At 68.5% G+C, this 21,988-nt stretch carries 24 protein-coding genes and 1 tRNA gene; 14 read left to right on the top strand and 11 right to left on the bottom strand.

What is annotated here, in order from left to right:
* Window positions 1–20: 20 nt before the first annotated feature.
* The 3 genes from AC4GY7_RS11520 to AC4GY7_RS11510 form a co-directional block, all read right to left on the bottom strand.
* A complete protein-coding gene (locus AC4GY7_RS11520) occupies window positions 21–422 on the bottom strand; it encodes a hypothetical protein (RefSeq protein ID WP_491114082.1) in 402 nt (133 codons plus the stop codon).
* Between the two features lie 111 nt (window positions 423–533).
* The gene (gene clpA / locus AC4GY7_RS11515) at window positions 534–2,849 is read right to left on the bottom strand and encodes an ATP-dependent Clp protease ATP-binding subunit ClpA (RefSeq protein ID WP_491114079.1); all 2,316 of its coding nucleotides are present in this window, start codon (window positions 2,847–2,849) and stop codon (window positions 534–536) included.
* 134 nt (window positions 2,850–2,983) lie between these two features.
* Window positions 2,984–3,178 (bottom strand): DUF1192 domain-containing protein, encoded by a 195-nt coding sequence (locus AC4GY7_RS11510; RefSeq protein ID WP_443583346.1) that lies wholly within the window; start codon window positions 3,176–3,178, stop codon window positions 2,984–2,986.
* A 78-nt stretch (window positions 3,179–3,256) separates the two neighbouring features.
* On the opposite strand from AC4GY7_RS11510, the gene AC4GY7_RS11505 reads away from it, so the two are divergent.
* On the top strand, window positions 3,257–4,255 hold the full coding sequence (locus AC4GY7_RS11505) for an NAD(P)H-quinone oxidoreductase (RefSeq protein WP_491114077.1): 999 nt from the start codon (window positions 3,257–3,259) through the stop codon (window positions 4,253–4,255).
* Between the two features lie 68 nt (window positions 4,256–4,323).
* Here the strand turns inward: AC4GY7_RS11505 and AC4GY7_RS11500 are convergent, their stop codons facing one another.
* On the bottom strand, window positions 4,324–4,590 hold the full coding sequence (locus AC4GY7_RS11500; RefSeq protein ID WP_491114074.1) for a hypothetical protein: 267 nt from the start codon (window positions 4,588–4,590) through the stop codon (window positions 4,324–4,326).
* 214 nt (window positions 4,591–4,804) lie between these two features.
* On the opposite strand from AC4GY7_RS11500, the gene AC4GY7_RS11495 reads away from it, so the two are divergent.
* From AC4GY7_RS11495 to AC4GY7_RS11485, 3 genes are all read left to right on the top strand, one after another.
* Window positions 4,805–5,485, top strand: coding sequence for a DUF1013 domain-containing protein (locus tag AC4GY7_RS11495; RefSeq protein WP_443583343.1), 681 nt, complete (start codon window positions 4,805–4,807; stop codon window positions 5,483–5,485).
* Window positions 5,486–5,553: 68 nt separating this feature from the next.
* Window positions 5,554–6,411: a dienelactone hydrolase family protein gene (locus AC4GY7_RS11490; protein ID WP_491114071.1), complete on the top strand. Its 858-nt coding sequence runs from the start codon at window positions 5,554–5,556 to the stop codon at window positions 6,409–6,411.
* Between the two features lie 73 nt (window positions 6,412–6,484).
* The gene (locus AC4GY7_RS11485) at window positions 6,485–7,105 is read left to right on the top strand and encodes a glutathione S-transferase family protein (RefSeq protein ID WP_491114068.1); all 621 of its coding nucleotides are present in this window, start codon (window positions 6,485–6,487) and stop codon (window positions 7,103–7,105) included.
* A 161-nt stretch (window positions 7,106–7,266) separates the two neighbouring features.
* Here AC4GY7_RS11485 and AC4GY7_RS11480 read toward each other — a convergent pair whose 3' ends face one another.
* The 3 genes from AC4GY7_RS11480 to AC4GY7_RS11470 form a co-directional block, all read right to left on the bottom strand.
* Window positions 7,267–7,479 carry a DUF1289 domain-containing protein gene (locus AC4GY7_RS11480; protein WP_491114065.1) on the bottom strand — a complete coding sequence of 71 codons (213 nt, stop codon included), beginning with the start codon at window positions 7,477–7,479 and terminating at the stop codon, window positions 7,267–7,269.
* 14 nt (window positions 7,480–7,493) lie between these two features.
* On the bottom strand, window positions 7,494–8,912 hold the full coding sequence (locus AC4GY7_RS11475) for a DEAD/DEAH box helicase (RefSeq protein ID WP_491114062.1): 1,419 nt from the start codon (window positions 8,910–8,912) through the stop codon (window positions 7,494–7,496).
* A gap of 120 nt (window positions 8,913–9,032) precedes the next feature.
* Complete coding sequence (locus tag AC4GY7_RS11470; RefSeq protein WP_491114059.1) at window positions 9,033–9,482, bottom strand: hypothetical protein; 450 nt, start codon at window positions 9,480–9,482, stop codon at window positions 9,033–9,035.
* A gap of 87 nt (window positions 9,483–9,569) precedes the next feature.
* Between AC4GY7_RS11470 and AC4GY7_RS11465 the strand changes: the two genes are divergently transcribed.
* The 3 genes from AC4GY7_RS11465 (at window position 9,570) to AC4GY7_RS11455 (ending at window position 12,455) form a co-directional block, all read left to right on the top strand.
* Window positions 9,570–11,003, top strand: a complete 1,434-nt coding sequence (locus AC4GY7_RS11465; RefSeq protein ID WP_491114668.1) for an FAD-binding oxidoreductase — start codon at window positions 9,570–9,572, stop codon at window positions 11,001–11,003.
* A gap of 57 nt (window positions 11,004–11,060) precedes the next feature.
* A complete protein-coding gene (locus tag AC4GY7_RS11460; protein ID WP_443583337.1) occupies window positions 11,061–11,828 on the top strand; it encodes a SapC family protein in 768 nt (255 codons plus the stop codon).
* Between the two features lie 81 nt (window positions 11,829–11,909).
* A complete protein-coding gene (locus tag AC4GY7_RS11455; RefSeq protein WP_491114056.1) occupies window positions 11,910–12,455 on the top strand; it encodes a cytochrome b in 546 nt (181 codons plus the stop codon).
* A gap of 181 nt (window positions 12,456–12,636) precedes the next feature.
* Here the strand turns inward: AC4GY7_RS11455 and AC4GY7_RS11450 are convergent, their stop codons facing one another.
* Window positions 12,637–13,515 (bottom strand): N-formylglutamate amidohydrolase, encoded by an 879-nt coding sequence (locus AC4GY7_RS11450; protein ID WP_491114053.1) that lies wholly within the window; start codon window positions 13,513–13,515, stop codon window positions 12,637–12,639.
* A 123-nt stretch (window positions 13,516–13,638) separates the two neighbouring features.
* Here AC4GY7_RS11450 and cpdR point away from each other — a divergent pair, with 123 nt between their 5' ends.
* The 6 genes from cpdR (at window position 13,639) to AC4GY7_RS11420 (ending at window position 18,346) form a co-directional block, all read left to right on the top strand.
* Window positions 13,639–14,016, top strand: a complete 378-nt coding sequence (gene cpdR, locus AC4GY7_RS11445) for a cell cycle two-component system response regulator CpdR (protein ID WP_443583334.1) — start codon at window positions 13,639–13,641, stop codon at window positions 14,014–14,016.
* 63 nt (window positions 14,017–14,079) lie between these two features.
* Window positions 14,080–14,154: transfer RNA gene (locus tag AC4GY7_RS11440), tRNA-Val, on the top strand.
* A 222-nt stretch (window positions 14,155–14,376) separates the two neighbouring features.
* Window positions 14,377–15,336 (top strand): SGNH/GDSL hydrolase family protein, encoded by a 960-nt coding sequence (locus AC4GY7_RS11435; RefSeq protein WP_491114050.1) that lies wholly within the window; start codon window positions 14,377–14,379, stop codon window positions 15,334–15,336.
* A complete protein-coding gene (locus tag AC4GY7_RS11430; protein WP_491114048.1) occupies window positions 15,333–16,580 on the top strand; it encodes a GDSL-type esterase/lipase family protein in 1,248 nt (415 codons plus the stop codon). Before AC4GY7_RS11435 ends, AC4GY7_RS11430 begins: the two co-directional genes overlap by 4 nt.
* A gap of 1 nt (window position 16,581) precedes the next feature.
* A complete protein-coding gene (locus AC4GY7_RS11425; RefSeq protein WP_491114045.1) occupies window positions 16,582–17,988 on the top strand; it encodes an MBOAT family O-acyltransferase in 1,407 nt (468 codons plus the stop codon).
* 13 nt (window positions 17,989–18,001) lie between these two features.
* The gene (locus AC4GY7_RS11420) at window positions 18,002–18,346 is read left to right on the top strand and encodes a hypothetical protein (protein WP_491114042.1); all 345 of its coding nucleotides are present in this window, start codon (window positions 18,002–18,004) and stop codon (window positions 18,344–18,346) included.
* 54 nt (window positions 18,347–18,400) lie between these two features.
* Here AC4GY7_RS11420 and AC4GY7_RS11415 read toward each other — a convergent pair whose 3' ends face one another.
* Together AC4GY7_RS11415 and AC4GY7_RS11410 are read right to left on the bottom strand one after the other, a co-directional pair.
* Window positions 18,401–18,991, bottom strand: coding sequence for a cell wall hydrolase (locus tag AC4GY7_RS11415; protein WP_491114039.1), 591 nt, complete (start codon window positions 18,989–18,991; stop codon window positions 18,401–18,403).
* A gap of 287 nt (window positions 18,992–19,278) precedes the next feature.
* Complete coding sequence (locus tag AC4GY7_RS11410) at window positions 19,279–19,974, bottom strand: MgtC/SapB family protein (protein ID WP_491114036.1); 696 nt, start codon at window positions 19,972–19,974, stop codon at window positions 19,279–19,281.
* A gap of 176 nt (window positions 19,975–20,150) precedes the next feature.
* Here AC4GY7_RS11410 and AC4GY7_RS11405 point away from each other — a divergent pair, with 176 nt between their 5' ends.
* The gene (locus tag AC4GY7_RS11405; RefSeq protein ID WP_491114033.1) at window positions 20,151–20,408 is read left to right on the top strand and encodes a PepSY domain-containing protein; all 258 of its coding nucleotides are present in this window, start codon (window positions 20,151–20,153) and stop codon (window positions 20,406–20,408) included.
* Between the two features lie 21 nt (window positions 20,409–20,429).
* On the opposite strand, the gene AC4GY7_RS11400 is transcribed toward AC4GY7_RS11405, so the two are convergent.
* Entirely contained in the window at window positions 20,430–21,842 is a 1,413-nt protein-coding gene (locus tag AC4GY7_RS11400) for an oligogalacturonate lyase family protein (protein WP_491114030.1), read from the bottom strand.
* Between the last annotated feature and the right edge of the window lie 146 nt (window positions 21,843–21,988).

Genomic DNA, 21,988 nt, shown 5'->3' with positions numbered 1-21,988 from the left:
CGACGGCGGGCGGCGGATATTCAGGTAATCGCCGCCGTCGGATGCAGATCGAGCACGATCAGCCGCCCGTCCCGGGCGAGAAGGCGCAGCGACAGCGTCGGAAAGACCGGGATCGTCGCGATGCCGGGCGGACCGTAGTGACCATCGACGATCAGGCGGATGAGCGTGGCGAGCAGCACCGCTGCGAAGCGCTGTCCCGCCTCGTCGTTCATCCCAGCGAGGATCGCACGGATACGCTCGCATTCGGCGACGGCACTTTCGGTCCATGTGACCGGGGTGACGCCATCACGGGCTGCGCGGAACGCAGCGGCGCCGGGTGCCGCCGTGCTGTCCAGCATCGCCAACGGCCATCCGCCGAGGCGCCTTGCGACCTGGTCGCTGTCGACCAGCCGGCCGGCACGCACATCGGCGAGCGCCGCCAAGGCGTCACCGTCGTCATCATCGCTGCTTTGAAGGGGAAGCTCGGGTGTCGTCACGCACCCGAGCTAACACGGAAACGGACCTAAAGGCACCATTTTCCGTCCGTTATGGATTTATTCCGCGCCGGCGGGTTCCGCCTTGCCCTTCTTCCGCGGCTTCTTGGGTGCGGCGGGTTCGATCGCGAACGACAGCGCGCCGTCCTTCATCTTCACCGTCACCTCGCCGCCATGGACCAGCTTGCCGAACAGCAGTTCCTCGGCGAGCGGCTGCTTGATCTTCTCCTGGATCAGGCGGCCCATCGGACGCGCGCCGTACAGCTTGTCATAGCCCTTCTCGGTCAGCCACGCCTTGGCGGCATCGTCCAGGTTGATGTGGACGTTGCGGTCGGCGAGCTGCAATTCGAGCTGGAGGATGAACTTGTCGACGACGCGGGCGACCACCTCCGTCGGCAGATAGCCGAACGGCACGATCGCATCCAACCGGTTGCGGAATTCCGGCGAGAACATCCGCTGCACCGCCTGCTCGTCCTCGCCCTCGCGGGTGAGGTTGCCGAAGCCGACCGTCTCGCGCGCCATGTCGGACGCGCCCGCATTGGTGGTCATGATGAGGATCACGTTGCGGAAATCGACCGTCTTACCGTGCTGGTCGGTCAGGCGGCCGTTGTCCATCACCTGCAACAGGATGTTGAACAGGTCGGGATGCGCCTTCTCGATCTCGTCCAGGAGCAGCACGCAATGCGGGTTCTGGTCGACCGCGTCGGTCAGCAGGCCGCCCTGGTCGAAGCCGACATAGCCCGGCGGCGCACCGATCAGCCGGCTGACCGAATGGCGCTCCATATATTCGGACATGTCGAAACGCTGGAGCGGGATGCCCAGGATCGACGACAGCTGCTTGGCGACCTCCGTCTTGCCGACGCCGGTCGGGCCGGTGAACAGATAATTGCCGATCGGCTTTTCGGGTTCGCGCAGGCCGGCGCGCGCCAGCTTGATCGCGGATGCGAGCTTCTCGATCGCGGCATTCTGGCCGAAGACGACGCGCTTCAGATCGGTTTCCAAGCTTTCGAGCGCCGCCTTGTCGTCGGTCGATACCGACTTCGGCGGAATGCGCGCCATGGTGGCGATCACCGCCTCGATCTCCTTGGCCGTGATCGTCTTCTTGCGCTTGTTCTGCGGCACCAGCATCTGCATCGCGCCGACTTCGTCGATCACGTCGATCGCCTTGTCGGGCAGCTTGCGGTCGTTGATGTAGCGCGCGCTGAGTTCCACCGCCGACTTGATCGCATCCGGCGTATATTTGACGCTGTGATGCTCTTCGAAGGCCGAACGCAGGCCGGCGAGGATCTTGATCGTATCCTCGATCGTCGGCTCGTTGACGTCGATCTTCTGGAACCGGCGCAGCAGCGCGCGATCCTTTTCGAAGTGGTTGCGGAATTCCTTGTAGGTGGTCGAGCCGATGCAGCGGATCGTGCCGCCCGACAGCGCGGGCTTCAGCAGGTTGGACGCGTCCATCGCGCCGCCGCTGGTCGCGCCGGCGCCGATCACCGTGTGGATCTCGTCGATGAACAGCACCGCATGCGGCAGCTTCTCGAGTTCGTTGACGACCGCCTTCAGCCGCTCCTCGAAATCGCCGCGATAGCGGGTGCCGGCCAGCAGCGCGCCCATGTCGAGGCTGTAGATCACCGCCTCCTTGAGCACGTCGGGCACCTCGCCCTCGACGATCTTGCGCGCCAAGCCTTCCGCGATCGCCGTCTTGCCGACGCCGGGATCGCCCACGTACAGCGGGTTGTTCTTGCTGCGGCGGCAGAGGATCTGGATGGTGCGATCCACCTCCGGCCCGCGGCCGATCAGCGGATCGACCTTGCCGATCTTCGCCTTTTCGTTGAGGTCGACGGTGAACTGCTTGAGTGCGCTTTCCGTCTTGCCCTTCTCCTGTCCCTTTGCCGGCTTCTCTTCCTCGGCGCCTTTGGGCGTCGCGGCTTCGGCGGCCGCGCTGCCCTTGCCGACGCCATGGCTGATGAAGCTGACCGCATCGAGGCGGCTCATGTCCTGCTGCTGCAGGAAATAGACGGCATAGCTTTCGCGCTCGCTGAACAAGGCGACGAGCACGTTCGCACCGGTCACCTCGTCGCGGCCCGACGACTGGACGTGCAGGATCGCCCGCTGCACCACCCGCTGGAAGCCGCTGGTCGGCGAGGGATCGGTGGCGGCGGCGACCTTCAGCGCGTCGAGTTCGGTATCGAGATAATGCGCGACGGTGGTCTTGAGTTCGCCGAGGTCGACATGGCACGCCTCCATCACCTTGGAGGCGTGTTCGTCGCCGATCAGCGCGAGCAGCAGATGTTCGAGCGTCGCATATTCGTGCCGACGCGAGGACGCGGCCTCGAGCGCCTTGTGCAGCGTGGTCTCGAGCGCGGGTGCGAAGGATGGCATTCAGATTACTCCAGTCGGGCCGGGTCGCGATGCGCCGCCCTTGCCGATTATGTCGGTATCCGGGCCGCCCGCATCAAGCACCGCGCCGCGCATCGGAGGCATCGGGCGTGTCGCCCCTCCGATACGGTGGCGGATCATCGCCTGAATAGCGCGTCGGCGCTTGCGCGGTGGTTAACCGAGCGTTCGATCCGTGCGCGGGTGCGGGCGATCTCGCCCTCCAGCGCGGCGATTCGCGCCTCCAGCTCGGCGACCGACAGCGGATCGAGGTCCTGCCGCAGCAGCTCGGCCAGAGCGTCATGGCCGCGCGAGGGGGTGTCGTCCGCATCCATTGCGGTGCAACGTTGACCCTTGCCCCGGCGATGTCAATAAGGCGCGCGGGGCGGGCGACGAACGGGGAAGCATTGCGGATGAGCGAAGTGCCGACTGTCATGCAGGCGATCGACCCGGAGGCGCCGGGCGGGCCAGAGGTGCTGCGCCTGGTCGAGCGGCCGGTGCCGCAGCCCGGGCCCGGCGACGTGCTGATCCGCGTCGCCGCGGCGGGCGTCAACCGGCCGGACGTGCTCCAGCGCAAGGGCGGCTATCCGCCGCCGCCGGGTGCGCCCTCGATCCCCGGGCTGGAGATCGCCGGCACGGTGGTCGGTCTGGGCGAAGGCGTCGAGGATACCATGCTCGGCCAGCCGGTCTGCGCCCTGCTCGCCGGCGGCGGCTATGCGGAATATGCGGTCGCGCCCGCCGGCCAGTGCCTGCCGGTGCCGGAGGGGCTGGAGATGGTCGAGGCGGCGGCGATCCCCGAAACGCTCTTCACCGTCTGGACCAACCTGTTCGAACGCGCCTTCGCGACGGAGGGGGACAGCGTGCTGGTGCATGGCGGCACCAGCGGCATCGGCACGATGGCGATCGCGCTTGCCGGCCTGTTCGGGCTGACGATCATCGTCACGGCGGGCTCCGATGCGAAATGTGCCCGTGCGCTGGAACTCGGCGCGACGCATGCGATCAACTATCGCAGCGAGGACTTCGTCGAACGGGTAAAGGCGATCACCGGCGGCAAGGGCGTCACGGCGGTGATCGACATGGTCGGCGGCGACTATGTCGCGCGCAACCTCCAGTGCCTGGCGGACGACGGCCGCCACGTCTCGATCGCGGTGCAGGGCGGCGCGACCGCGACGATCCCGGTGTTCGAGGTGATGCGCCGCCGGCTGACGCTGACCGGATCGACGCTGCGCCCGCGCGACACCGCGTTCAAGACGCTGGTCGCCGACGAGATCGCGCGCACCGTCTGGCCGCATGTCGAGGCGGGGCGGCTGCGCCCGGTGATCGACCGCACCTTCCCGCTTGGCCAGGCGGCGGCGGCGCATGCGCGGATGGAGGAGGGGGACCATGTCGGCAAGATCGTGCTGACGGTGTGACCCCAACGGAAAAGGGCCCCGTCACTTTGGGTGACGAGGCCCTTCCCCTGACGCCGGAGCGACGACGATCAGTTGCTGTCCGAATCGTCACCACCGGTGGCAACCAGCACGCCCACGACCAGGGCGGCGAGGATGCCGATGCTGATCAGCGTGGTACCCGGCACCGACGCGCCGAGGTTGTTCTTGCCCGCGCTCGGCGCGGCGGCACGTGCGACCGACAGCGACGCGGCCGGATTGGCGGCCGGCGCGGCGGTCGGCGCCGCCTGGGCAGCGATCGGCGCGACGAGCAGCGCGGCGCCGGACAGGGCGGCGAGCGCGCCCTTGAACTTGGTCATCGAAAATCTCCCTTTTCATGCGAAACCGCCCAAGCGTGAACGGCTTAGGGGGATCGAACGGCGGCCATAGTCAGGATTTGTGACAGTTGCGTCAACGTGACCCATGGAAAATGCCGTGCGGGTTGCCCTTCGGCAACACGCACGGTACATCGTAGGCTATGACACGGCCGCTCCGGTAAGGGGCGGCCCTATTTATTTCGGACGGAGTTCCCCCGTGGCCCAGCCCCTGATGCCTCATGCGACCGCTTCGTGGATGGTCGACAATACCTCGCTCTCGTTCGACCAGATCGCCGATTTCTGCGGCCTCCACATCCTGGAGGTGCAGGCGATCGCCGACGATACCGCCGCGACCAAGCTGACCGGGCGCGACCCCGTGCGCGCGCACGAACTGACCCAGGACGAGATCGACAAGGGCCAGGCGAACCCCGCCTATCGCCTGCAGATGATCAAGGGCCCCGAGCAGGTCCGCCGCACCAAGGGGCCGCGCTACACGCCGGTCAGCAAGCGCCAGGACAAGCCCGACGGCATCGCCTGGATCATCCGCAACCACCCGGAGATCAGCGACGGCGCGATCAGCAACCTGATCGGCACCACCCGCACCACGATCGCCGCGATCCGCGATCGCAGCCACTGGAACATCGGCAACATCACGCCCAAGGATCCGGTGACCCTGGGCCTTACCACCCAGCGCGAACTCGACGCGGCGGTGGCCAAGGCATCGAAGGGCAGCGGCAACGAGGCGGTCGCCACCGACAGCCGGCTGGAGGGCGATCGCGAGGCGCTGATCGCGTCGCTGCGTGCCGAGCGCGAGGCGGCGAGCCGCGACGTGGACGCGGGCGAGCAGGACCCGGCCGCGGCCGCGGCGGCGCTGTTCCAGGATCCGTTCAAGCGCTGATCCCGCCCCCTCTGGCGGTCGGCGTTTCGCTCGGCTAACCTCCTGACACAGCTTTGGGAGACTAGGCGATGTGCGACGAACTGACCGCTGAGGACACGGCCGCGCATCTCTCGCGCCGCCAGTTCGGCGCTGCCGCTGGCGCCGTCGGTGTCGGCATGATGCTGCCCGTCGCCGCCGACGCCAAGCCGGTGCAGGGCCGCGATGTGGCCATCGTGACGCCGGATGGCCGCTGCGACGCCTATTTCACCGCGCCCGCGGATGGCCGGCACCCTGCGGTGCTGATGTGGCCTGACATCATGAGCCTGCGCCCCGCGTTCCGCACCATGGCCGATCGGCTGGCGGCGAGCGGCTATGCGGTGCTGGTGGTCAATCAATTCTACCGCTCCGCCCCATCGCCGATCGTCCAGCCGGGCGAATCGTTCGACCAGCCGGCGGTGCGTGAGCGGATCATGCCCTGGCGCGCGGCGCTGACGCCGGCCGCGACGGTGAGGGACGGCAAGGCGTTCGCCGCCTTCCTGGACGCGCAGAAAGAGGTCGACGCCAAGCGGCCGATGGGCAGCGCCGGCTATTGCATGGGCGGACCGATGGTGCTGCGCACCGCAGCGGCCGTGCCGGCGCGGGTCCATGCCGGTGCGTCCTTCCACGGCGCCGGTCTGGTGACCGACCAGCCGGACAGTCCGCACCGCCTCGTGCCGCAGCTGCGCGGCGGCTATTTCATCGCCATCGCCGCCAACGACGATGCGCGCAGCCCCGGCGACAAGACGGCGCTGCGCGACGCCTTCACCGCCGCCAAGCGCTCCGCCGAGATCGAGGTGTACGAGGGAGCGATGCACGGCTGGTGCGTGATCGACAGCAAGGTCTACAACCCGCCGCAGGCCGAACGCGCATGGGGGCGGATGCTCGACCTGTTCAAGCGGACGCTCTGATCCGGCACGGGCCTTGACCCGCCGCCGCCGTCATGTTCCACCTTTGTTCGTAGCGAATCGAGGGAGACATGCCGTGGCGGACCTGACCTTCTACACCAACCCCATGTCGCGCGGCCGCATCGCCCGCTGGATGCTGGAGGAAGTCGGCGCGCCCTACGACACGGTGGTGCTCGATTACGGCACCAGCATGAAGGGCGACGCCTATCGCGCGATCAACCCGATGATGAAGGTGCCGGCGATCCGCCACGACGGGCATGTGGTGACCGAAGGTGCGGCGATCTGCGCCTATCTGGCCGACGCGTTCCCCGACGCCGGCCTTGCTCCCACGGCGGACGAGCGCGCCGATTACTATCGCTGGCTGTTCTTCGCGGCGGGGCCGCTGGAGGCGGCGATTGTCAACAAGTCGATGGGCGTCGAACCCAATGCGCGGCAGCAGCAGATGGCGGGCTACGGCCATTTCGATCTCGTCGCAGGCGTCTTTGCCGAGGCGGTGGCGCGTCACCCCTATATCGCCGGCGACCGCTTCACCGCCGCCGACGTGTATGTCGGCTCGTCGGCGATGTGGTACACCCAGTTCGGCCTGCTGCCGAAGAGCGACTCAGTCATGGCCTATATCGCCCGCCTCGCCGACCGCCCGGCTTATGCACGGGCAAGTGCGATCGACGATGCGCTGATCCCGGCGCAGGAAGGGTAAGCGGCCAGACGGGAACTGGGGATTGCGGCCGCCCAGGAGCCTTGGCGGCGCGTAATGCCGTCGGGCGCTGTTGTGCTAAGCTTGTCGAAACACGGTGCGACTCAAGCCCTTCGAAGCTCAGGGCAAACGGCGCGCGTGGATCAACCCGGAAGCATCGTGCTTCAGCCCGCCAACCGCTCCCGCAGCATCGCCATGCGCGGCGGCAGCGCGGCGAGGATGGCGCGGCGTTCGTCGGCGGGCTTGGCGCTCCAGTTGGAGATTTCGCGGATCGTGCGGCCGCAGCCCTGGCACCAGCCGGTCGCCGCGTCGAGCGTGCAGACGTTGACGCAGGGCGAGGCCAGGCTCGCAGGCTGGGGCGGCACCCGTTCGATCATCGACGCGTCGCCGGTCAGGCGTCGGCCGGCTCGCGCAGGCCGAACGACACCGACAGGAAGTCGGGGATCGGGCCGTTCCAGCCTTCGTCCGGCCCGTCCTGCTGGTCGCGCGGGGCGTGGCGGGGGCGGCGGCGATCGTCGTTGCGCTCGGCGGCGGCATGCGGCCGACCGCGTGCCTCGCTGCGCGGCTGGTCGGCCGTGGCCTCCCGCTCGGGTTCGCGCTCGCGGCGCGGACGGTCGCTGCGGCTGCGCTCGCGACGCGCGCGGCGTGGTTCCTCGGCGACGGCGGTGGGGGCTTCCGCCTCCGGCGCATCGCCCAGGTCCAGCCGGTCGATCGTCTGACCGGTCAGCTTCTCGATATTCTGGATGTTCTCGGCATCCTCGGCGGTGATCAGCGTATAGGCGACGCCGGTTGCGCCGCCGCGGCCGGTGCGGCCGATGCGATGGACATAATCGTCGGGGTGCCAGGGCGCATCGAAGTTGAAGACGTGGCTGACGCCCTTGATGTCCAGCCCGCGCGCGGCGACGTCGCTCGCCACCAGGATATTGATCTTGCCCGACTTGAACAGGTCGAGCTCGGCGAGCCGCTGCGGCTGTTCCATATCGCCATGGATCTCGCCCGATTGGAAGCCGTGCTTCTTCAGGCTCTTGTTGAGCTCGCGCACCGTCGTCTTGCGATTGCAGAAGATGATCGCGGTGCGCACGTCGTCGCCGCGCAGCAGCCGGCGCAGCGCCTCGCGCTTCTTGAACGCGGTGCCGGCGACGGGGACCAGCCATTGCTTGATGTTGATGTTGGTCGATGCGGGCCGCGCGACCTCGATCGTCTTGGGGTTTTCCAGGAACTTGTCGGCGAGCCGCTTGATCGGCGCCGGCATCGTCGCCGAGAACAGCAACGTCTGCCGCTGCTTGGGCAGCTTGGTGCAGATTTCCTCGATATCGGGGATGAACCCCATGTCGAGCATCCGGTCGGCCTCGTCGATCACCAGCATCGAACAGCCGGTGAGCAGGATGTTGCCGCGGCCGAACAGGTCCATCAGCCGGCCGGGCGTGGCGATCAGCACGTCGACGCCCTTTTCCAGCGCCTTGATCTGGTCGCCCATCGACACGCCGCCGATCAGCAGCGCCATCGAGAGCTTGTGGCCGGCGCCGTATTTCTCGAAATTCTCCGCGACCTGTGCGGCGAGTTCGCGCGTCGGCTCCAGGATCAGGCTGCGCGGCATGCGCGCGCGGCTGCGGCCATGGGCTAGGATGTCGATCATCGGCAGCACGAACGCGGCGGTCTTGCCCGTGCCCGTCTGGGCGATGCCGATCAGGTCGCGCATCATCAGCACGCTGGGGATGGCGGAGGCCTGGATCGGCGTCGGCTCCGTATAGCCGGCGTCGGTGACCGCCGTCAGCAGTTCGTCGGAGAGGCCGAGGTCGGCGAAGCTCATGCCAAAAGGCTCATGCAAGGGTCCGGATCAATGCGGCCGCACGCGGCGACGGCGTTCTGGCGCTTGCGGATTCCCTCGCGAAAGTCAAGAAAAGGCGCGAAGACGTTTGAAAAGCCGCGCTCAGCGCGCTGCGACCAGCGTCCGAAAACGGGTGATCTGGCAGCTCGCGCCGGATCGCATGCGGATCACGTCGCGTCCTGAGCAGACCTTGCCGTCCGCCGCGGGCCGCAGGTAGAAACCGTTGTAGAAATCCATCGGTCCGCAATCGTCGTCCAGCCGTGCGCGCAGCCGCTTGCCGCCGGTGAGGATCAGGTCGATCGCCCCCTGCTGGGCGACAAGCGCGCCACCCATGTCGGCAACGGCGACGCATTTCGGCCCCTTCTTCTCCTTGAAGCGGACCGTGGCGGGGACGATCGGCGTCCTCGCCGCGGCGCGGGCCGGCGCCATGCGCGGCACGCGGATGACGATTCGTTCGTGGATGGTCATCTGCGCCAGCTCGACGCCGTCCAGCTGGCCAAACGAATCGCCGGCCACCGCGACGGCGGGCGCGGCGAGGGCGAGCAGCGACATGGGAAGCGCGGATTGCAGCATGACAGGCATTGCGCATACGTGCGCTCGTTGAACAGGCGATGAACTCGGGGTAGCGCGGCGGCCGTGATGACGCCCGCCCAGACCGCCATGCTCGAAACGCTTACCGGGATGCTCGGCCCCAAGGGGATCGTCACCGCGCGCGAGGATATTGCCCCGTGGGAAACCGACTGGCGCCGTCGTTTCCACGGCGATGCCCCCGCTTTGCTCGCGCCGGCGACGACCGCGGAGGTCGCCGCGGTGGTCGCCGCCGCCGCGCGGCACCACGTGCCGCTGGTGCCGCAGGGGGGCAACAGCTCGATGGTCGGCGGCGCGACGCCGCCTGCCGATGGTTCGGCGCTGATCCTGTCGCTCCGGCGGATGAACCGCATCCGCCGCATGGATGCCGCCGCCGGGCTGGTGGTGGCGGAGGCCGGGGTGATCCTGGCCGACCTGCACGATGCCGCGCTGGCGGCGGGGCGGCGCTTCCCCCTCACCTTGGGTGCGAAGGGCAATGCGACGGTCGGCGGACTCGTGTCGACCAACGCCGGGGGCACGCAGGTGCTGCGCTTCGGCTCGATGCGCGGCCTCGTCGCCGGGCTGGAGGTGGTGTTAGCCGACGGCCAGGTGCACGACGGCCTCGCTGCGCTGAAGAAGGACAATCGCGGCTACGACCTCACCCAGCTGCTGGTCGGCGCGGAGGGCACGCTGGGGGTCGTCACCGCGGCGACGCTGCGTCTGGTGCCGCTGCCGGCGGGGTGGACCACCGCCTGGGCTGCCACCGCCGACCCGCAGGCGGCGCTGGCGCTGCTGCGCCGCTTCCAGGCGGCGACCGAGGCGCTGGAAAGCTTCGAGATCCTGCCGCGCGAATCGCTCGCCGCGGTGCTGGCGCATGTGCCGGGCAGCCGTGCGCCGCTGGCGGGCGATCACCGTTGGCAGCTGCTGATCGAACATACCGATGACCGGGGCACGGCGTTGATGGAACGGGTGCTGGCCGATGCACTCGCCGATGGGCTGGTCGCCGATGCGACGATCGCGGCGAGCGAGGCGCAGGCCGCGGATTTCTGGCGCCTGCGCGAATCGATCTCCGATTCGGAACGGGCGCTGGGTCCGGCCTCGCAGCACGACCTGTCGGTGCCGGTCGAGGCGATGCCGCGTTTCATGGTCGAGGCGGCGGCGGCGTGCGAGGCGCGCTTCCCCGGCACGCATGCCAGCGGCTTCGGTCACCTGGGCGACGGCAACGTCCATTTCCACGTCCGCGCCGCCCCCGGCACCGACCCGGCGCGCTGGTATGCCGAGGATGTGCCGGTGGTCACCCGCTTCGTCGACGACCTCGTCATAGCGGCGGGCGGCTCGATCGCCGCGGAGCACGGCATCGGCCAGATGAAGCTGGGCGAGCTGGAGCGATTGTCCTCGCCGGCGCGGCTTGCGGCATTGCGCGCGGTGAAGGGCGCGTTCGACCCGCTCGGCATCCTCAATCCTGGAAAGCTCGTCGCGCTTGCGCCTGCCGCTCCGGGCCAATAGAGCAGCGCGCCAACCCGCGGCTGCGCCGCGAAACCCATGACCACGGAGAGAGTTCCCATGGCCAGCGCGCCGCTTCCCCTGTTCTACAACGGCCTGGAGCCGCTCTCCAGCGAAACGCATGCCAATTGGCGCATCCGCCAGCAGGACAGCGCGCCCTTCCTGGTCGGCCAGCATGCCATCCCGATCACCACCGACGAATTCCCGCTGGTGCAGCGTCACATGCCGATCGTCTTCTCGGTCGGCGACGATGCGATCCCGCTCGCGCTGATGGGCCTCAACGAAGGCGTCAACGTCTTCATCGGCGACGACGGCAAGCTGGTCGAGCCGAACTTCTACGTTCCGGCCTATGTCCGCCGCTATCCCTATATGCTTGCCCGCCTGCGTCCCGATGCCGACGAGCTGTCGTTGTGCTTCGACCCGACGTCGGAGGCGATCGGCCCGTTCGACGAAGGCGACGCCTTGTTCGAGAACGGCCAGCCCAGCCAGGTGACCAAGGCGATCCTCGACTTCGCCGAACAGTTCGAACAGGCTGGCGCCCGCACGCAGAACTTCATGAACGAGCTGCGCGAGCAGGAACTGCTGATGGATGGCGAGGTGACCATCCAGATGGAGGAGAACCAGCAGCCCTTCGTCTATCGCGGTTTCCAGATGATCAACGAGGAAAAACTCGCCGGCCTGCGCGGCGACCAGCTGCGCAAGATGTCGCAGTCGGGCATGTTGCCGCTGCTCTATGCGCACCTCTTCTCGCTGTCGCTGATGCGCGAGCTGTTCGGCCGCCAGGCGCAGCAGGGCAAGGTGGTGCAGCCGCAGCCGCAGTTCGGCTGAGCCGGCCAGGCGGGTGAGGCGGGGGCTTGACCCCCCGCCCGCCCGCGCCGACTGTCCCGTCCTCACGATGGGGGGACGGGCATGGCACGGCTGGATTACGGGACCCGCTATTCGGGCGTGGCGATCGCCTTTCACTGGACGATCGCGCTGCTGGTGATCGTCAACCTCGTCATCGGCATCGGCCACGACGGCATTCCGGCGCTGCGCGCGCTGATGGGTGCGCACAAGGCGATCGGCATCACCGTGCTCGTCCTCACCGCCGGGCGGGTCGCCTGGCGGGTGGCGCATCGTCCGCCGCCGCTGCCCGCCGGCACGCCCGCCTGGGAAAAGGGCGCCGCCCACGCCACCCACTGGACGCTCTACCTCCTGATGATCGCCATGCCGCTGACCGGCTGGGCGATGGTGTCCGCGCCCGGCCCGCAGCGGCCGCTGACCTGGTTCGGGCTGTTCGACATTCCGAGGCTGCCGGTCGGCAAGCGGCTGGCGGACCTGGGCCACGATGCGCACGGGCTGCTCGGCTGGCTGATGGCGGCATTGGTCGTGCTGCATATCGCCGCCGCGCTGCGCCACCATCTGATCCTGCGCGACACGGTTCTTGCCAGGATGGCGCCAGTGCTGCGGCGCTGACGGCAAGAAAAAATTCACCTCCGGGCGGGGCGGGGGTTGAACCAAATCTCCGCTCGCCTATTTTGTATTCTGTACGGCGTCGTGTCCCCCCTTTCGCGAGGCCGTATGATACACCCTCGGGTGTATCTCCTCCCTGAACCTTGGCCACTCCGTGCTTTCAGCACGGGGTGGTTTTTTTGTGCTATTCGGCGGCGAGTGCGATGCCGTCCGGCCAATCGGAGGCGCGGCGCGCTTCATCCTCCACCGCAGCGATCATCCGCCGCAGCAATGCGGTGGTGCGGGCAAGCCCCGGTCCGGGACCGTCGAGCGCATGATCCAGGTAGAGCGTGCGATCGATCTCGATCTGGACGGCGTGGATGCCGCGGGCGGGGGCGGCGTGCCGTTCGAGGATGTGGCCGCCCGCATAGGGGGTGTTGAGCGCCGTCGAGAACCCTGCGTCCGCCGCCGCCGCCTCCAGCCGCGCGACGAAACGGCTGGCGGCCGAGCGGCCGAAGCGATCGCCAAGCACGATCCGCGCATGGTCGCCGACCGGCGGCATCGAATGCACGTCGAGCAGCACTGCGATGCCGAAACGTGCCCGTGCCGCCGCCAGCGCCTGCTCCAGCGCAAGATGGTAGGGGCGATGATCCGCCGCGATCCGTGCCGTCACTTCCGCATCGCTGAACCGGCGGGACCACAGATCGCCCGCCGCACCCGCGCGGCGCGGCACCAGGCCCAGGCCGCTGCGCAGCTTGGTGGATGGTGCGGGCTGGGCCTGGGGTCGCACGCCCTCGTCGACCTTGGGGTCGCGTTCGCCCTCGCCGCGGTTGAGATCGATCCACGCGCGGGCGCGGCGCTGCACCAGCATCGTCTGCGTGCCGCGGGCGGCGATGGCGACGAGGTCGACGTAGCGATCCTCCAGCACGACCAGCGCGGCGGCGGGCAGCCGCAACGCGGCACGCAGCGCCAGCGGATAGTCGCGGCCGGCGTGGGGAACCGACAGCACGACCGGGCTGGCAGGCACGCCGGCCGCTGCGCCGCCGGGCGCCGCATCGTCGATCCGGTCGAACGAAGCGTCCATCTGCGAATACGCCTTACCGGTTTTGCACGGTGGGCGCGCTGGAAATCTTTACCCCTCGTCGTCATAAGTCGCCGCAGCGGTGCCGCGACCGGTCGGGCTCCGCGTCAAGGGACCGATTGAGCGATGATCCGAATCCTGCTGGCCGAAGACGATCAGGTCATGCGCGAATATCTGACGCGGGCGCTGGAGCGGGCCGGCTATGCCGTCTCGCCGGTCGATCGCGGCACCGCGGCAATCCCGCTGCTGGAGACGGAGCGGTTCGACCTGCTGTTGACCGACATCGTCATGCCCGAGATGGACGGCATCGAACTCGCCCGCCGCGCCGCCGAGATGGTGCCGGGCCTGCGCGTGATGTTCATCACCGGCTTTGCCGCGGTGACGCTGAAGGCGGGGCGCGAGATGCCCAATGCCCGCGTCCTGTCGAAACCCTTCCACCTGCGCGATCTCGTCGCCGAGGTGGATCGGGTGTTCGAGGTCGGCAACGCCAGCGGGCTGAATTGAGGGCCCTCGCGCAATTGACCGCTTGCATGGCCTGAAAAGCCCGGCTAATGGCGCACCTCCGGCGGGCGTGTAGCTCAGTGGTAGAGCACTGTGTTGACATCGCAGGGGTCGCAAGTTCAATCCTTGCCACGCCCACCATCGAAAACCCCGCCAGTCCTTGGGCTGGCGGGGTTTTTGCTGTCTGGTCGTCCTGGAGCGGCATCCGTCGGCCGTTCGGCACTTTTGATCCATCGCCGCTTTGATCCACGTTGTGCGGCGAAGGCCATCGTGTATGTGCGCCGACAGGACAGCATCGGACGGAGCGATCCTCCGCGCAACCGCTGGCCGCCCGGCGTCATCCTTACGCGAATCGCACGAACCATGGCCGACATCGATCATCACGCTCGCCCATCCGCCGAACCTGTCGCCGCATCCGGACCGCTGCGGTTGATCGCGGATCGTACCGCGGTGCTGGTCGTCGGGCTGGCGGCGGGGTTCGCGGTCGGCCTGTGCTTCGCGCCCGCGCCGGCGCCGGTCGCGGTGCAGCCGGGTAGTGGGGCCGGTGCGTCCACCGCGGTGACCGCTCCCGCCGAAGCGCCGGTGGCCGATCCGCCGGCCGCTGCGCCGCAGGGCATCGACCCGCGCGTCGTCGCCCGCGTCGCCCGGACCGGCAAGATCCATGTCGGCGTCTTCGGCGACAGCTTCGGTATCGGCGTGTGGGATGCGCTCTACCGATTGTTGCCCGAATCCGAAGGCTATCAGGTGCTGCGTTTCGGCCGCGAGGCGACGGGCTTCACCCGCTACCGGGTGATGGACCTCACCGCCCACGCGAAGGACGAAGTGGCGGCCGATCCGATCGACGTCGCCGTCATCAGCATCGGCGTCAACGACGCGCAGGACATGTGGGAAGGCAAGCTCTACACCTTCATGAGCGATGACTGGAAACGCGTCATCGGCGCGCGGGTCGATGCGTTCGTGGCGGTGGCGCGCTCCACCGGTGCGCAGGTCTATTGGGTCGGCCTGCCGGCGATGCGCGATCCGGCGCTGGATGCGAAGGTGCAGGCGCTCAACACCTTCTTCGCCGCCCGCGCCAAGGCGCTCGGCGTGCCGTTCATCCCGACGCGCGCGCGGTCGGTGGATGCGGAGGGGCATTATGCCAGCCACCTGCCCGATCCGGTATCGGGGACGCCGCGGCTGGTGCGCACCGGCGATGGCATCCACATGATCGGCATCGGCTATCAGCGGATCGTGCCGGACGTGGTGACCCGCATCCGCGATTACGCGAAACGCGCGTTCGCTGCGGCGCATCGCACGCCCGCCGGCGAGGGGAAGGGCGCATGATCGCCGGCCTGCTGGCGCTCGCCGCGGCACAGGCCGCGACGCCCTGCACGGCCGCCCTGTGCGACGCGGACCGGCTGCGGCCGGTGTTCGCGCGGCTGGCGGCGGCCCGGCAGGGCGGCGAGCCGGTGCGCATCCTGCAGATCGGCGACAGCCACACTGCGGGCGATCAGGTGACCGGCGCGTGGCGCGCCATCTTGCAGGCGCGCTACGGCAGTGCCGGGCGCGGCATGCTGGCGCCCGGCCGGCCGTATCAGGGCTATCTCACCCGCGGCGTCACCGCGGCGCAATCGCCGGACTGGTCGGTGCGTGGCATCTTCGGCTCGAGCTATTCCTCCGCCTCCACCGTGCCGCTCGGGCTGTCGGGTTATGCGCTCAGTGCCGCTGCACCCGGCGCGTGGCTGGCGCTGTCGGCCGACACGCCCACGCAGGCGTTCGACCGGCTGACGCTCTGCGGCTGGGCGGCGCCCGGCGCGGGGGCGGTGCAGATAACGGTCGGCGCCACCAGCGTCAGCTGGTCGCTCGACGCGCTGGTGCCGCGCCCCGCCTGCCACACCGTCGAAACCAGCAGCGTGACGACCAATGCCGAGATCAAGGTGACGCGCGGCCCGGTGACGCTGACGTCATGGACCGTGGAGCGCCGTGCGGCGGGCGGCGTGACGCTTTCCAACCTGGGCGTGGTCGGCGCGCAACTCGTGCATTTCGAGCGTACCGACGAGCGACTGCTGGCGAGCGAACTGGCAGTCGCCCGTCCCGACCTGATCGTCGTCGCCTTCGGAACCAACGAGGCGTTCAAGCCCAACTTTTCCGCCGCCGATTACGACGCCACCCTGCAACGCGGCATCCGCCGCATCCGTCGGCTGGCGCCCGGCGTGCCGATCCTGTTGCTCGGCGCCCCCGACAGCGCGACCAGCATGCCCGCACTCCAGCGTGGCGAGGCGGGTGAGCTGTCGAGCTGTTCCGGGCAGTCGGGCTGGGCGCCGCCCGCGGCGCTGGCACAGGTGCAGGCGATCCAGCGCCGCCGCGCGCACGACCTGGGCATCGCCTATTGGGACTGGGGCACCAGGATGGGCGGCCGCTGCACCGCGGATGGCTGGTCGCGCGCCGGGCGGATGCGCGGCGACCATGTCCATTTCACGCGTCCGGGTGCCGACGTGATCGCGGGCCTGCTCCAGCAGGACCTCGACCTTGCCGCGGGGCTGACGACACCGTCCATCGCGCCCGCCACCATCCAGCCGCTGCCCTGACATGCTGTTCCCGACCCTCGGCTTCGGCCTGTTCTTTCTCGTCGTCTATGCGCTGATCTGGGCGCTCAACGGCTCCAACGAATGGCGCAAGATCGCGCTGCTGATGGCGAGCTGGTTCTTCTACGGTGCGTGGGACGGACGCTTCGTCGCGCTGCTGTTCGCCTCCGCCGCGGTGAATTGGGCGCTGGCGCGGGGCATCGCGGCAAGCGAAGCGGAGGGGCGGCGGCGCGGGCTGCTGGCGCTGGGCGTGGCCGCCAACCTCGCCGTGCTCGGCTATTTCAAATATGCCGGCTTCTTCTTCGAACAGATGGCGCTCCTGCTACGCGGCCTCGGCTTCGCGCGCGACCTGCCGCTGATGCAGGTGCTGCTGCCGGTCGGCGTATCCTTCTTCACCTTCCAGGCGATCTCCTATCTGGTCGACGTCCATAAACGCCGCGTCCCGGCGGCGGGGCTGCTCGACCTGATGCTGCTGATGTCGTTCTTCCCGCATCTCGTCGCCGGGCCGATCGTGCGTGCCTCCGACCTGCTGCCGCAGTTCCGCCACGCGCCGCGGCTGGAACGGGGCGCGGTGGCGGCGGCGCTGCTGCTGATCGTCTGGGGCCTGTTCAAGAAGGCGGTGATCGCCTCCGAACTCGCCGGCAGCCTGGTCGATCCGGCCTTCTTCGATCCCGCCAGCCGCACCGGTTTCGACCTGCTGCTCGGCGCCTATGGCTATGCGATGCAGATCTACTGCGATTTCTCCGCCTATTCCGACATGGCGATCGGCCTCGCCGCGCTGCTCGGCTATCGCTTCCCGCGCAATTTCGATCAGCCCTACCGGTCGCGCTCGCTGCAGGAATTCTGGCGGCGCTGGCACATCAGCCTGTCGAGCTGGCTGCGCGACTATCTCTACATCCCGCTCGGCGGCAGCCGGCGTGGGCCGGCGCGCACCTATCTCAACCTGTTCCTCACCATGTTCCTCGGCGGATTGTGGCATGGCGCCAACTGGACCTTCCTGGTGTGGGGATCGCTGCACGGGCTGTGGCTGGGGATCGAGCGATTCTGGGCGCGGCATCGTCCGGCGGGCTGGCCGCTGGCGCCCGTCTGGGCGGCGGGGCTCGTCACCTTCCACATCGTCGTGCTCGGCTGGATCTTCTTCCGCGCGCCGGACATCGCCTCGGCATTCGCCTATCTGCATGCGCTCGCCACCGGTGGCTGGCACAACACCCTGGTGACGCCGCTGTCGCTGGGGCTGGTGGTGATCGGCCTCGCCATCCACTTCGTGCCGCCGAACCTGCTGCCGGCGATCGCGGTACGGGTGCGGCGCTGGCCGGCGCCGGCCGTGGGGATCGCGCTCGGCGCGCTGATCCTGATCGTCGATGCGATGCGGCCCGAAGGGGTCGCCCCCTTCATCTATTATCAGTTCTGAGCATGAGGGCCGCATGACGACGGGCGCAGAGCAGGGCGAGATCGCCGAGGTCGGATCGCCGGTGATGGTTCCCGCCGATCCGGTGGACCGGCGCCATGCGTGGCGCTGGACGACAATCGCCATCGGCATCGCGGCCGCGCTGCTGGCGCTCTGCAATGCGGTGGCACTGACCGGCTGGCTCGACGAGCGCACGCCGACCGCCACCACCGAGCGGCTGCGCGCGCCGATCGAGCAGTGGCAGCGGACGACGGCGGCGCTCCACCTCGACGCGCTGCGCACGCGCATGCACCGATGGTGGGACGCCGCCCGCGCCGCGCGCTTCGGCGACGAACATCCCGGCGAACCCGGCGCAGGCTGACGATCCCGCCGCCTCACGGGATAACGGGGGCAGGCCGGCGGCAGCCGGCGCGCGTTAGCGGTAGAAGGTGTGGTCGGCGATCTGCGTTACGCGGGTACGGCCCGGCATGCCGACGCCACCCGAGTGGAAGAACAAGGCGCCGCCGGCGGGGTTGTCGCTGTCGCCTTCCAGCGTGTCGGTGGCGATGCGGACCGCCAGCGCCCAGCGCGCATCGTTGCGCGGCGGGTCATAGGCGTCGATGTCGAAGAACTGGCCGCGCTGGCGGGCGACGCCGCAGGGGGTGGTGGGGAAGCGGCCATCCTGCATGCGGGTGACGATGACCTGGGCAACGGCGACCTGGCCGTCGACAGGCTGGTTGGCCGCCTCGTGCCGGATGACCTTGGCGATACATTCGATCTGGCGGGGGTCGATCGCGGCGTCAGGGGCATCGACAGGGACTGCGGCCGGCGCGGCGGGAAGGGGCTGGATCGTCGGGCCGGAGGACAGGACCGCCGGCATCAGGGTCGGTGCGATCTGCGCACCGAGCGGGGCAAGCTGCTGCTCCTGCGGCATGGCCGGGCCGGCGGCGAAGGCCATGTGCGTGCAGAACAAGGCTGCACCCGCAGCCACGGCCCGCGACAGCAACTTACCGTCGTACTTCGTCATTCATCACATTCACCAATGCGCAAGAGGGCCACGACAAGCGCTGGGGAACGCTTGAAGAAAAGGCTTGCCGTCTTCCTCCCACGTCTCGTCCGGATGCTCGGGCACGGCACGCGGCCGCCCGGTCCAGGACTGAACCGATGCGGCCGCATACGCATCCCGCGGTTCGCCGCCAGTCGGAATCGACCAACCGTTACGCGGCCGGGTCGATCGGAGGCACCGGATGACGGGACTCGTATCGATAGACGCAGGCGATCACAGGCGCCGCCGGCGAGTCGAGGCGGGCCGGTTCAGCCCGCTTCGCCGCCCCCGCCGCGCCGCCGCACGTTGACGGAATGCACGCCCGGATGCTTGCCGAGCTGCTTGGCGCCCAGCCCGACATCGGCACGCGAGACGCGCGCAAGCTGGATGGTGTGATCCTCCATGCCGTCCTCGGCCAGAGTCTGGGTCAGGCGCTTGATCTGCCCGCCACGCACGCGCAACAGGCGTTTCACGTCCTCCGGCGTCAGCGCGTTGCGTTCGGCACGGACGCGCAGCGCATAGCTCTGGATACGGGCGCGATAGGCCTCTTCGATCGGCTTCAGCCCGGCGAGGATCACCAGGATGACGACGGTCGCCACGCCGGCGGCGAAATACAGCCCGCCGCCTGCCGCCAGGCCGAGCGCGGCGACGACCCAGATGCTCGCCGCGGTGGTCATGCCGCGGACGGTGTTGCCGCGCAGCAGGATCGCGCCCGCCCCGAGGAAGCCGACCCCCGACACCACCTGCGCCGCTACCCGCGAAGGGTCGAGCACGACATGCGGCGCCTGTGTGGCGTGTTCGAAGCCATAGGCCGACACGATCATCACCAGGCATGCGCCGACGCAGACGAGCATGTGCGTGCGGATCCCGGCCGCCCACAGCAGCCGTTCGCGTTCGAAGCCGATCGCGCTGCCGACCGCTGCGGCGGCGAGCAGGCGAAGAACGATGTCGCCGTCCGAGATCATGGCTGGGCAACCCGCGATCCATCCACCGTGTTCCGCGCGCAGGACAGCGACAATCGTCGCCGATTCGGCGAGTTGCACAGTTAAGGCAATGAAATACCTGTCGATTGTTTCGAATTGTGAGGCTGCAACCCTTGCTTGCGGCCGGGAGTTTTCATGGCCTTATCGAGGAGTTTGTCATGAAACGATTGATGATCGCGGCGATCTGCTTGGTTGCGACGCCGGCCTATGCGGATCAGCCGGGCCGCGGCTGGATCAGCCAGGCGAAGCTCGGCTCCGCGCTGGCGAAGCAGGGGTATCGCATGACCAAGGTCGAGGCCGACGATGGCCATTGGGAAGGCGAGATGACCAAGCGCGGTGCCCTGTACGAATTCCACGCCGATCCGCGCTCGGGCAAGCTGACCAGCGTCAAGCCCAAGCATCACGATCGGCACTGAGCAGCGCGCCGCTCGCCCGGTTCACCGCGCCGCCTTGGCGATCTCCACGGCATAGACGTGGCCCGGCCCCCACATGTTCGACCGGAATACCAGCCATTTGCTGTCTGGCGTGAAGCTCGCGTTCGGCTCCGAACGATAATCGTGGTTCCTGAGGTCCACGAGTCGTTCGGGGTCAAATGCGCCCGGCGTGATGAGGTCGGTGCTGTTCGCGGCATGGATGCCCGCGACATCGGGGATGGCACGGGGCCTGAGCAGCTGGATGTATTTGCCGTCGGGGGCGTGCGCGGCCATCTCGGGATCGCCGCCGTCGCTGGCGAACAGCGCACCGTCGGGTGAGCTGTTGAAATGCACGCCCCAGGCATTGCGGTCGAGGTGATACCAGCGGCGCTTGCTCGTGCCGATGTCATAGCCCGCCACCCAGAAATCCTCGCCGCGCGGGGTCTGCAGGTCGTACCACACGGTCTTGCCGTCGTGGCTCCACCATTCGTGGCCGGCGATCTCCATGTTCATCGTCCGCTTGTGCAGCAGCTTGGGCGTATCCGGCCGGTCGACGCGGACCAGCCATAGCCGGTCGACGACGTGCCAATTGCCCTCGTGGCAATACAGCAGGACATTGGGGTCGGTCGGCGAGAATTGCAGGTGATTGAGCCAGTCGGTGGAGGCGGTGATCGTCTTCCTGGCGCCGGTGGCGATGTTGATCGTGAAGATCTCCATCGGGATCTTCATCATCAGCCGCCGGTTGATCTGGACCTCCCGCCCCTCGGCATAGGTCAGCTTCTCGCCATTGGGGCCGGTTTCGCTCGCCGGATCGCGGTTGGCCATCACGCTCGACGGACTGATGGCCGCGTTTGCGTCGGTGTTGCGGGCGCCGGCGAACAGCGTTTCGTCGGCGTTGATCGTGGCGATCGAATAGCCGGGCTCCAGCGTCGCGATCCGGCGGCTCTTACCGCTCGCGATGTCATAGCCCATGATCGCGCGCAGCCCGCGTGCCGCCTCCGCGCCGGCGCGTGCCTTGGCGCCCGGCACGAAGGCGGAATTGGCGTCGTGGCCCTGCGTCTGTTCGAGGGCGGTGAGATAATAGACGGTGCCGGTGCGGTGGCCGACGAATTGCAGGCTGACCTTGCCCGGCACGATCAGTTTCGAACGGAAGGTCTTGAGGTCGAGCGCCATGATGCCGCTCGGCGAGCTATAGGCCATCCAGCGCCCGTCGGGCGTGTAGCTGTTGACGTTGAAATAGTTGCTGCTGCTGCCCGGCTCGTCGGAAATGCGGACAATGCGGTGCCCGGTGGTGGCGTCGATCCACGCCTTGGGCGGCGTCGCCTGCGCATTCGGCTTGGCGGCGAGGACAGGCGGAGCCTGTTGCGCGGTTGCAGCGGCGGGGGTGAGCGCCAGGGCAGCCAGCGTCCACGGGGCGGTCCACAGGGCGGTCTTCATCGCGATCCTCTCATTGCGTCGGGGCGCCGCCACTCGGTTCGTCGCAGCCGTTCGACTTTATGTTTCATATCCTGATGCGATGATCCATAATTTGCCAGTAAAAAACGTCAGCCTTCTTGACACCGACCGCCAAAGCGGACAGTTTC

The organism is Sphingomonas sp. SP5 (assembly GCF_058313455.1).
This window is presented reverse-complemented; position numbering and strand designations above follow the sequence as displayed.

Excerpts from the sequence above, each read along its gene's own strand:
- clpA (WP_491114079.1), bottom strand. The coding sequence starts at position 2,849 with ATGCCATCCTTCGCACCCGCGCTCGAGACCACGCTGCACAAGGCGCTC.
- AC4GY7_RS11510 (WP_443583346.1), bottom strand. The coding sequence starts at position 3,178 with ATGGATGCGGACGACACCCCCTCGCGCGGCCATGACGCTCTGGCCGAG.
- AC4GY7_RS11505 (WP_491114077.1), top strand. The coding sequence starts at position 3,257 with ATGAGCGAAGTGCCGACTGTCATGCAGGCGATCGACCCGGAGGCGCCG.
- AC4GY7_RS11500 (WP_491114074.1), bottom strand. The coding sequence starts at position 4,590 with ATGACCAAGTTCAAGGGCGCGCTCGCCGCCCTGTCCGGCGCCGCGCTG.
- AC4GY7_RS11490 (WP_491114071.1), top strand. The coding sequence starts at position 5,554 with ATGTGCGACGAACTGACCGCTGAGGACACGGCCGCGCATCTCTCGCGC.
- AC4GY7_RS11480 (WP_491114065.1), bottom strand. The coding sequence starts at position 7,479 with ATGATCGAACGGGTGCCGCCCCAGCCTGCGAGCCTGGCCTCGCCCTGC.
- AC4GY7_RS11475 (WP_491114062.1), bottom strand. The coding sequence starts at position 8,912 with ATGAGCTTCGCCGACCTCGGCCTCTCCGACGAACTGCTGACGGCGGTC.
- AC4GY7_RS11470 (WP_491114059.1), bottom strand. The coding sequence starts at position 9,482 with ATGTCGCTGCTCGCCCTCGCCGCGCCCGCCGTCGCGGTGGCCGGCGAT.
- AC4GY7_RS11465 (WP_491114668.1), top strand. The coding sequence starts at position 9,570 with ATGACGCCCGCCCAGACCGCCATGCTCGAAACGCTTACCGGGATGCTC.
- AC4GY7_RS11460 (WP_443583337.1), top strand. The coding sequence starts at position 11,061 with ATGGCCAGCGCGCCGCTTCCCCTGTTCTACAACGGCCTGGAGCCGCTC.
- AC4GY7_RS11455 (WP_491114056.1), top strand. The coding sequence starts at position 11,910 with ATGGCACGGCTGGATTACGGGACCCGCTATTCGGGCGTGGCGATCGCC.
- AC4GY7_RS11450 (WP_491114053.1), bottom strand. The coding sequence starts at position 13,515 with ATGGACGCTTCGTTCGACCGGATCGACGATGCGGCGCCCGGCGGCGCA.
- cpdR (WP_443583334.1), top strand. The coding sequence starts at position 13,639 with ATGATCCGAATCCTGCTGGCCGAAGACGATCAGGTCATGCGCGAATAT.
- AC4GY7_RS11435 (WP_491114050.1), top strand. The coding sequence starts at position 14,377 with ATGGCCGACATCGATCATCACGCTCGCCCATCCGCCGAACCTGTCGCC.
- AC4GY7_RS11430 (WP_491114048.1), top strand. The coding sequence starts at position 15,333 with ATGATCGCCGGCCTGCTGGCGCTCGCCGCGGCACAGGCCGCGACGCCC.
- AC4GY7_RS11425 (WP_491114045.1), top strand. The coding sequence starts at position 16,582 with ATGCTGTTCCCGACCCTCGGCTTCGGCCTGTTCTTTCTCGTCGTCTAT.
- AC4GY7_RS11420 (WP_491114042.1), top strand. The coding sequence starts at position 18,002 with ATGACGACGGGCGCAGAGCAGGGCGAGATCGCCGAGGTCGGATCGCCG.
- AC4GY7_RS11415 (WP_491114039.1), bottom strand. The coding sequence starts at position 18,991 with ATGACGAAGTACGACGGTAAGTTGCTGTCGCGGGCCGTGGCTGCGGGT.
- AC4GY7_RS11410 (WP_491114036.1), bottom strand. The coding sequence starts at position 19,974 with ATGATCTCGGACGGCGACATCGTTCTTCGCCTGCTCGCCGCCGCAGCG.
- AC4GY7_RS11405 (WP_491114033.1), top strand. The coding sequence starts at position 20,151 with ATGAAACGATTGATGATCGCGGCGATCTGCTTGGTTGCGACGCCGGCC.
- AC4GY7_RS11400 (WP_491114030.1), bottom strand. The coding sequence starts at position 21,842 with ATGAAGACCGCCCTGTGGACCGCCCCGTGGACGCTGGCTGCCCTGGCG.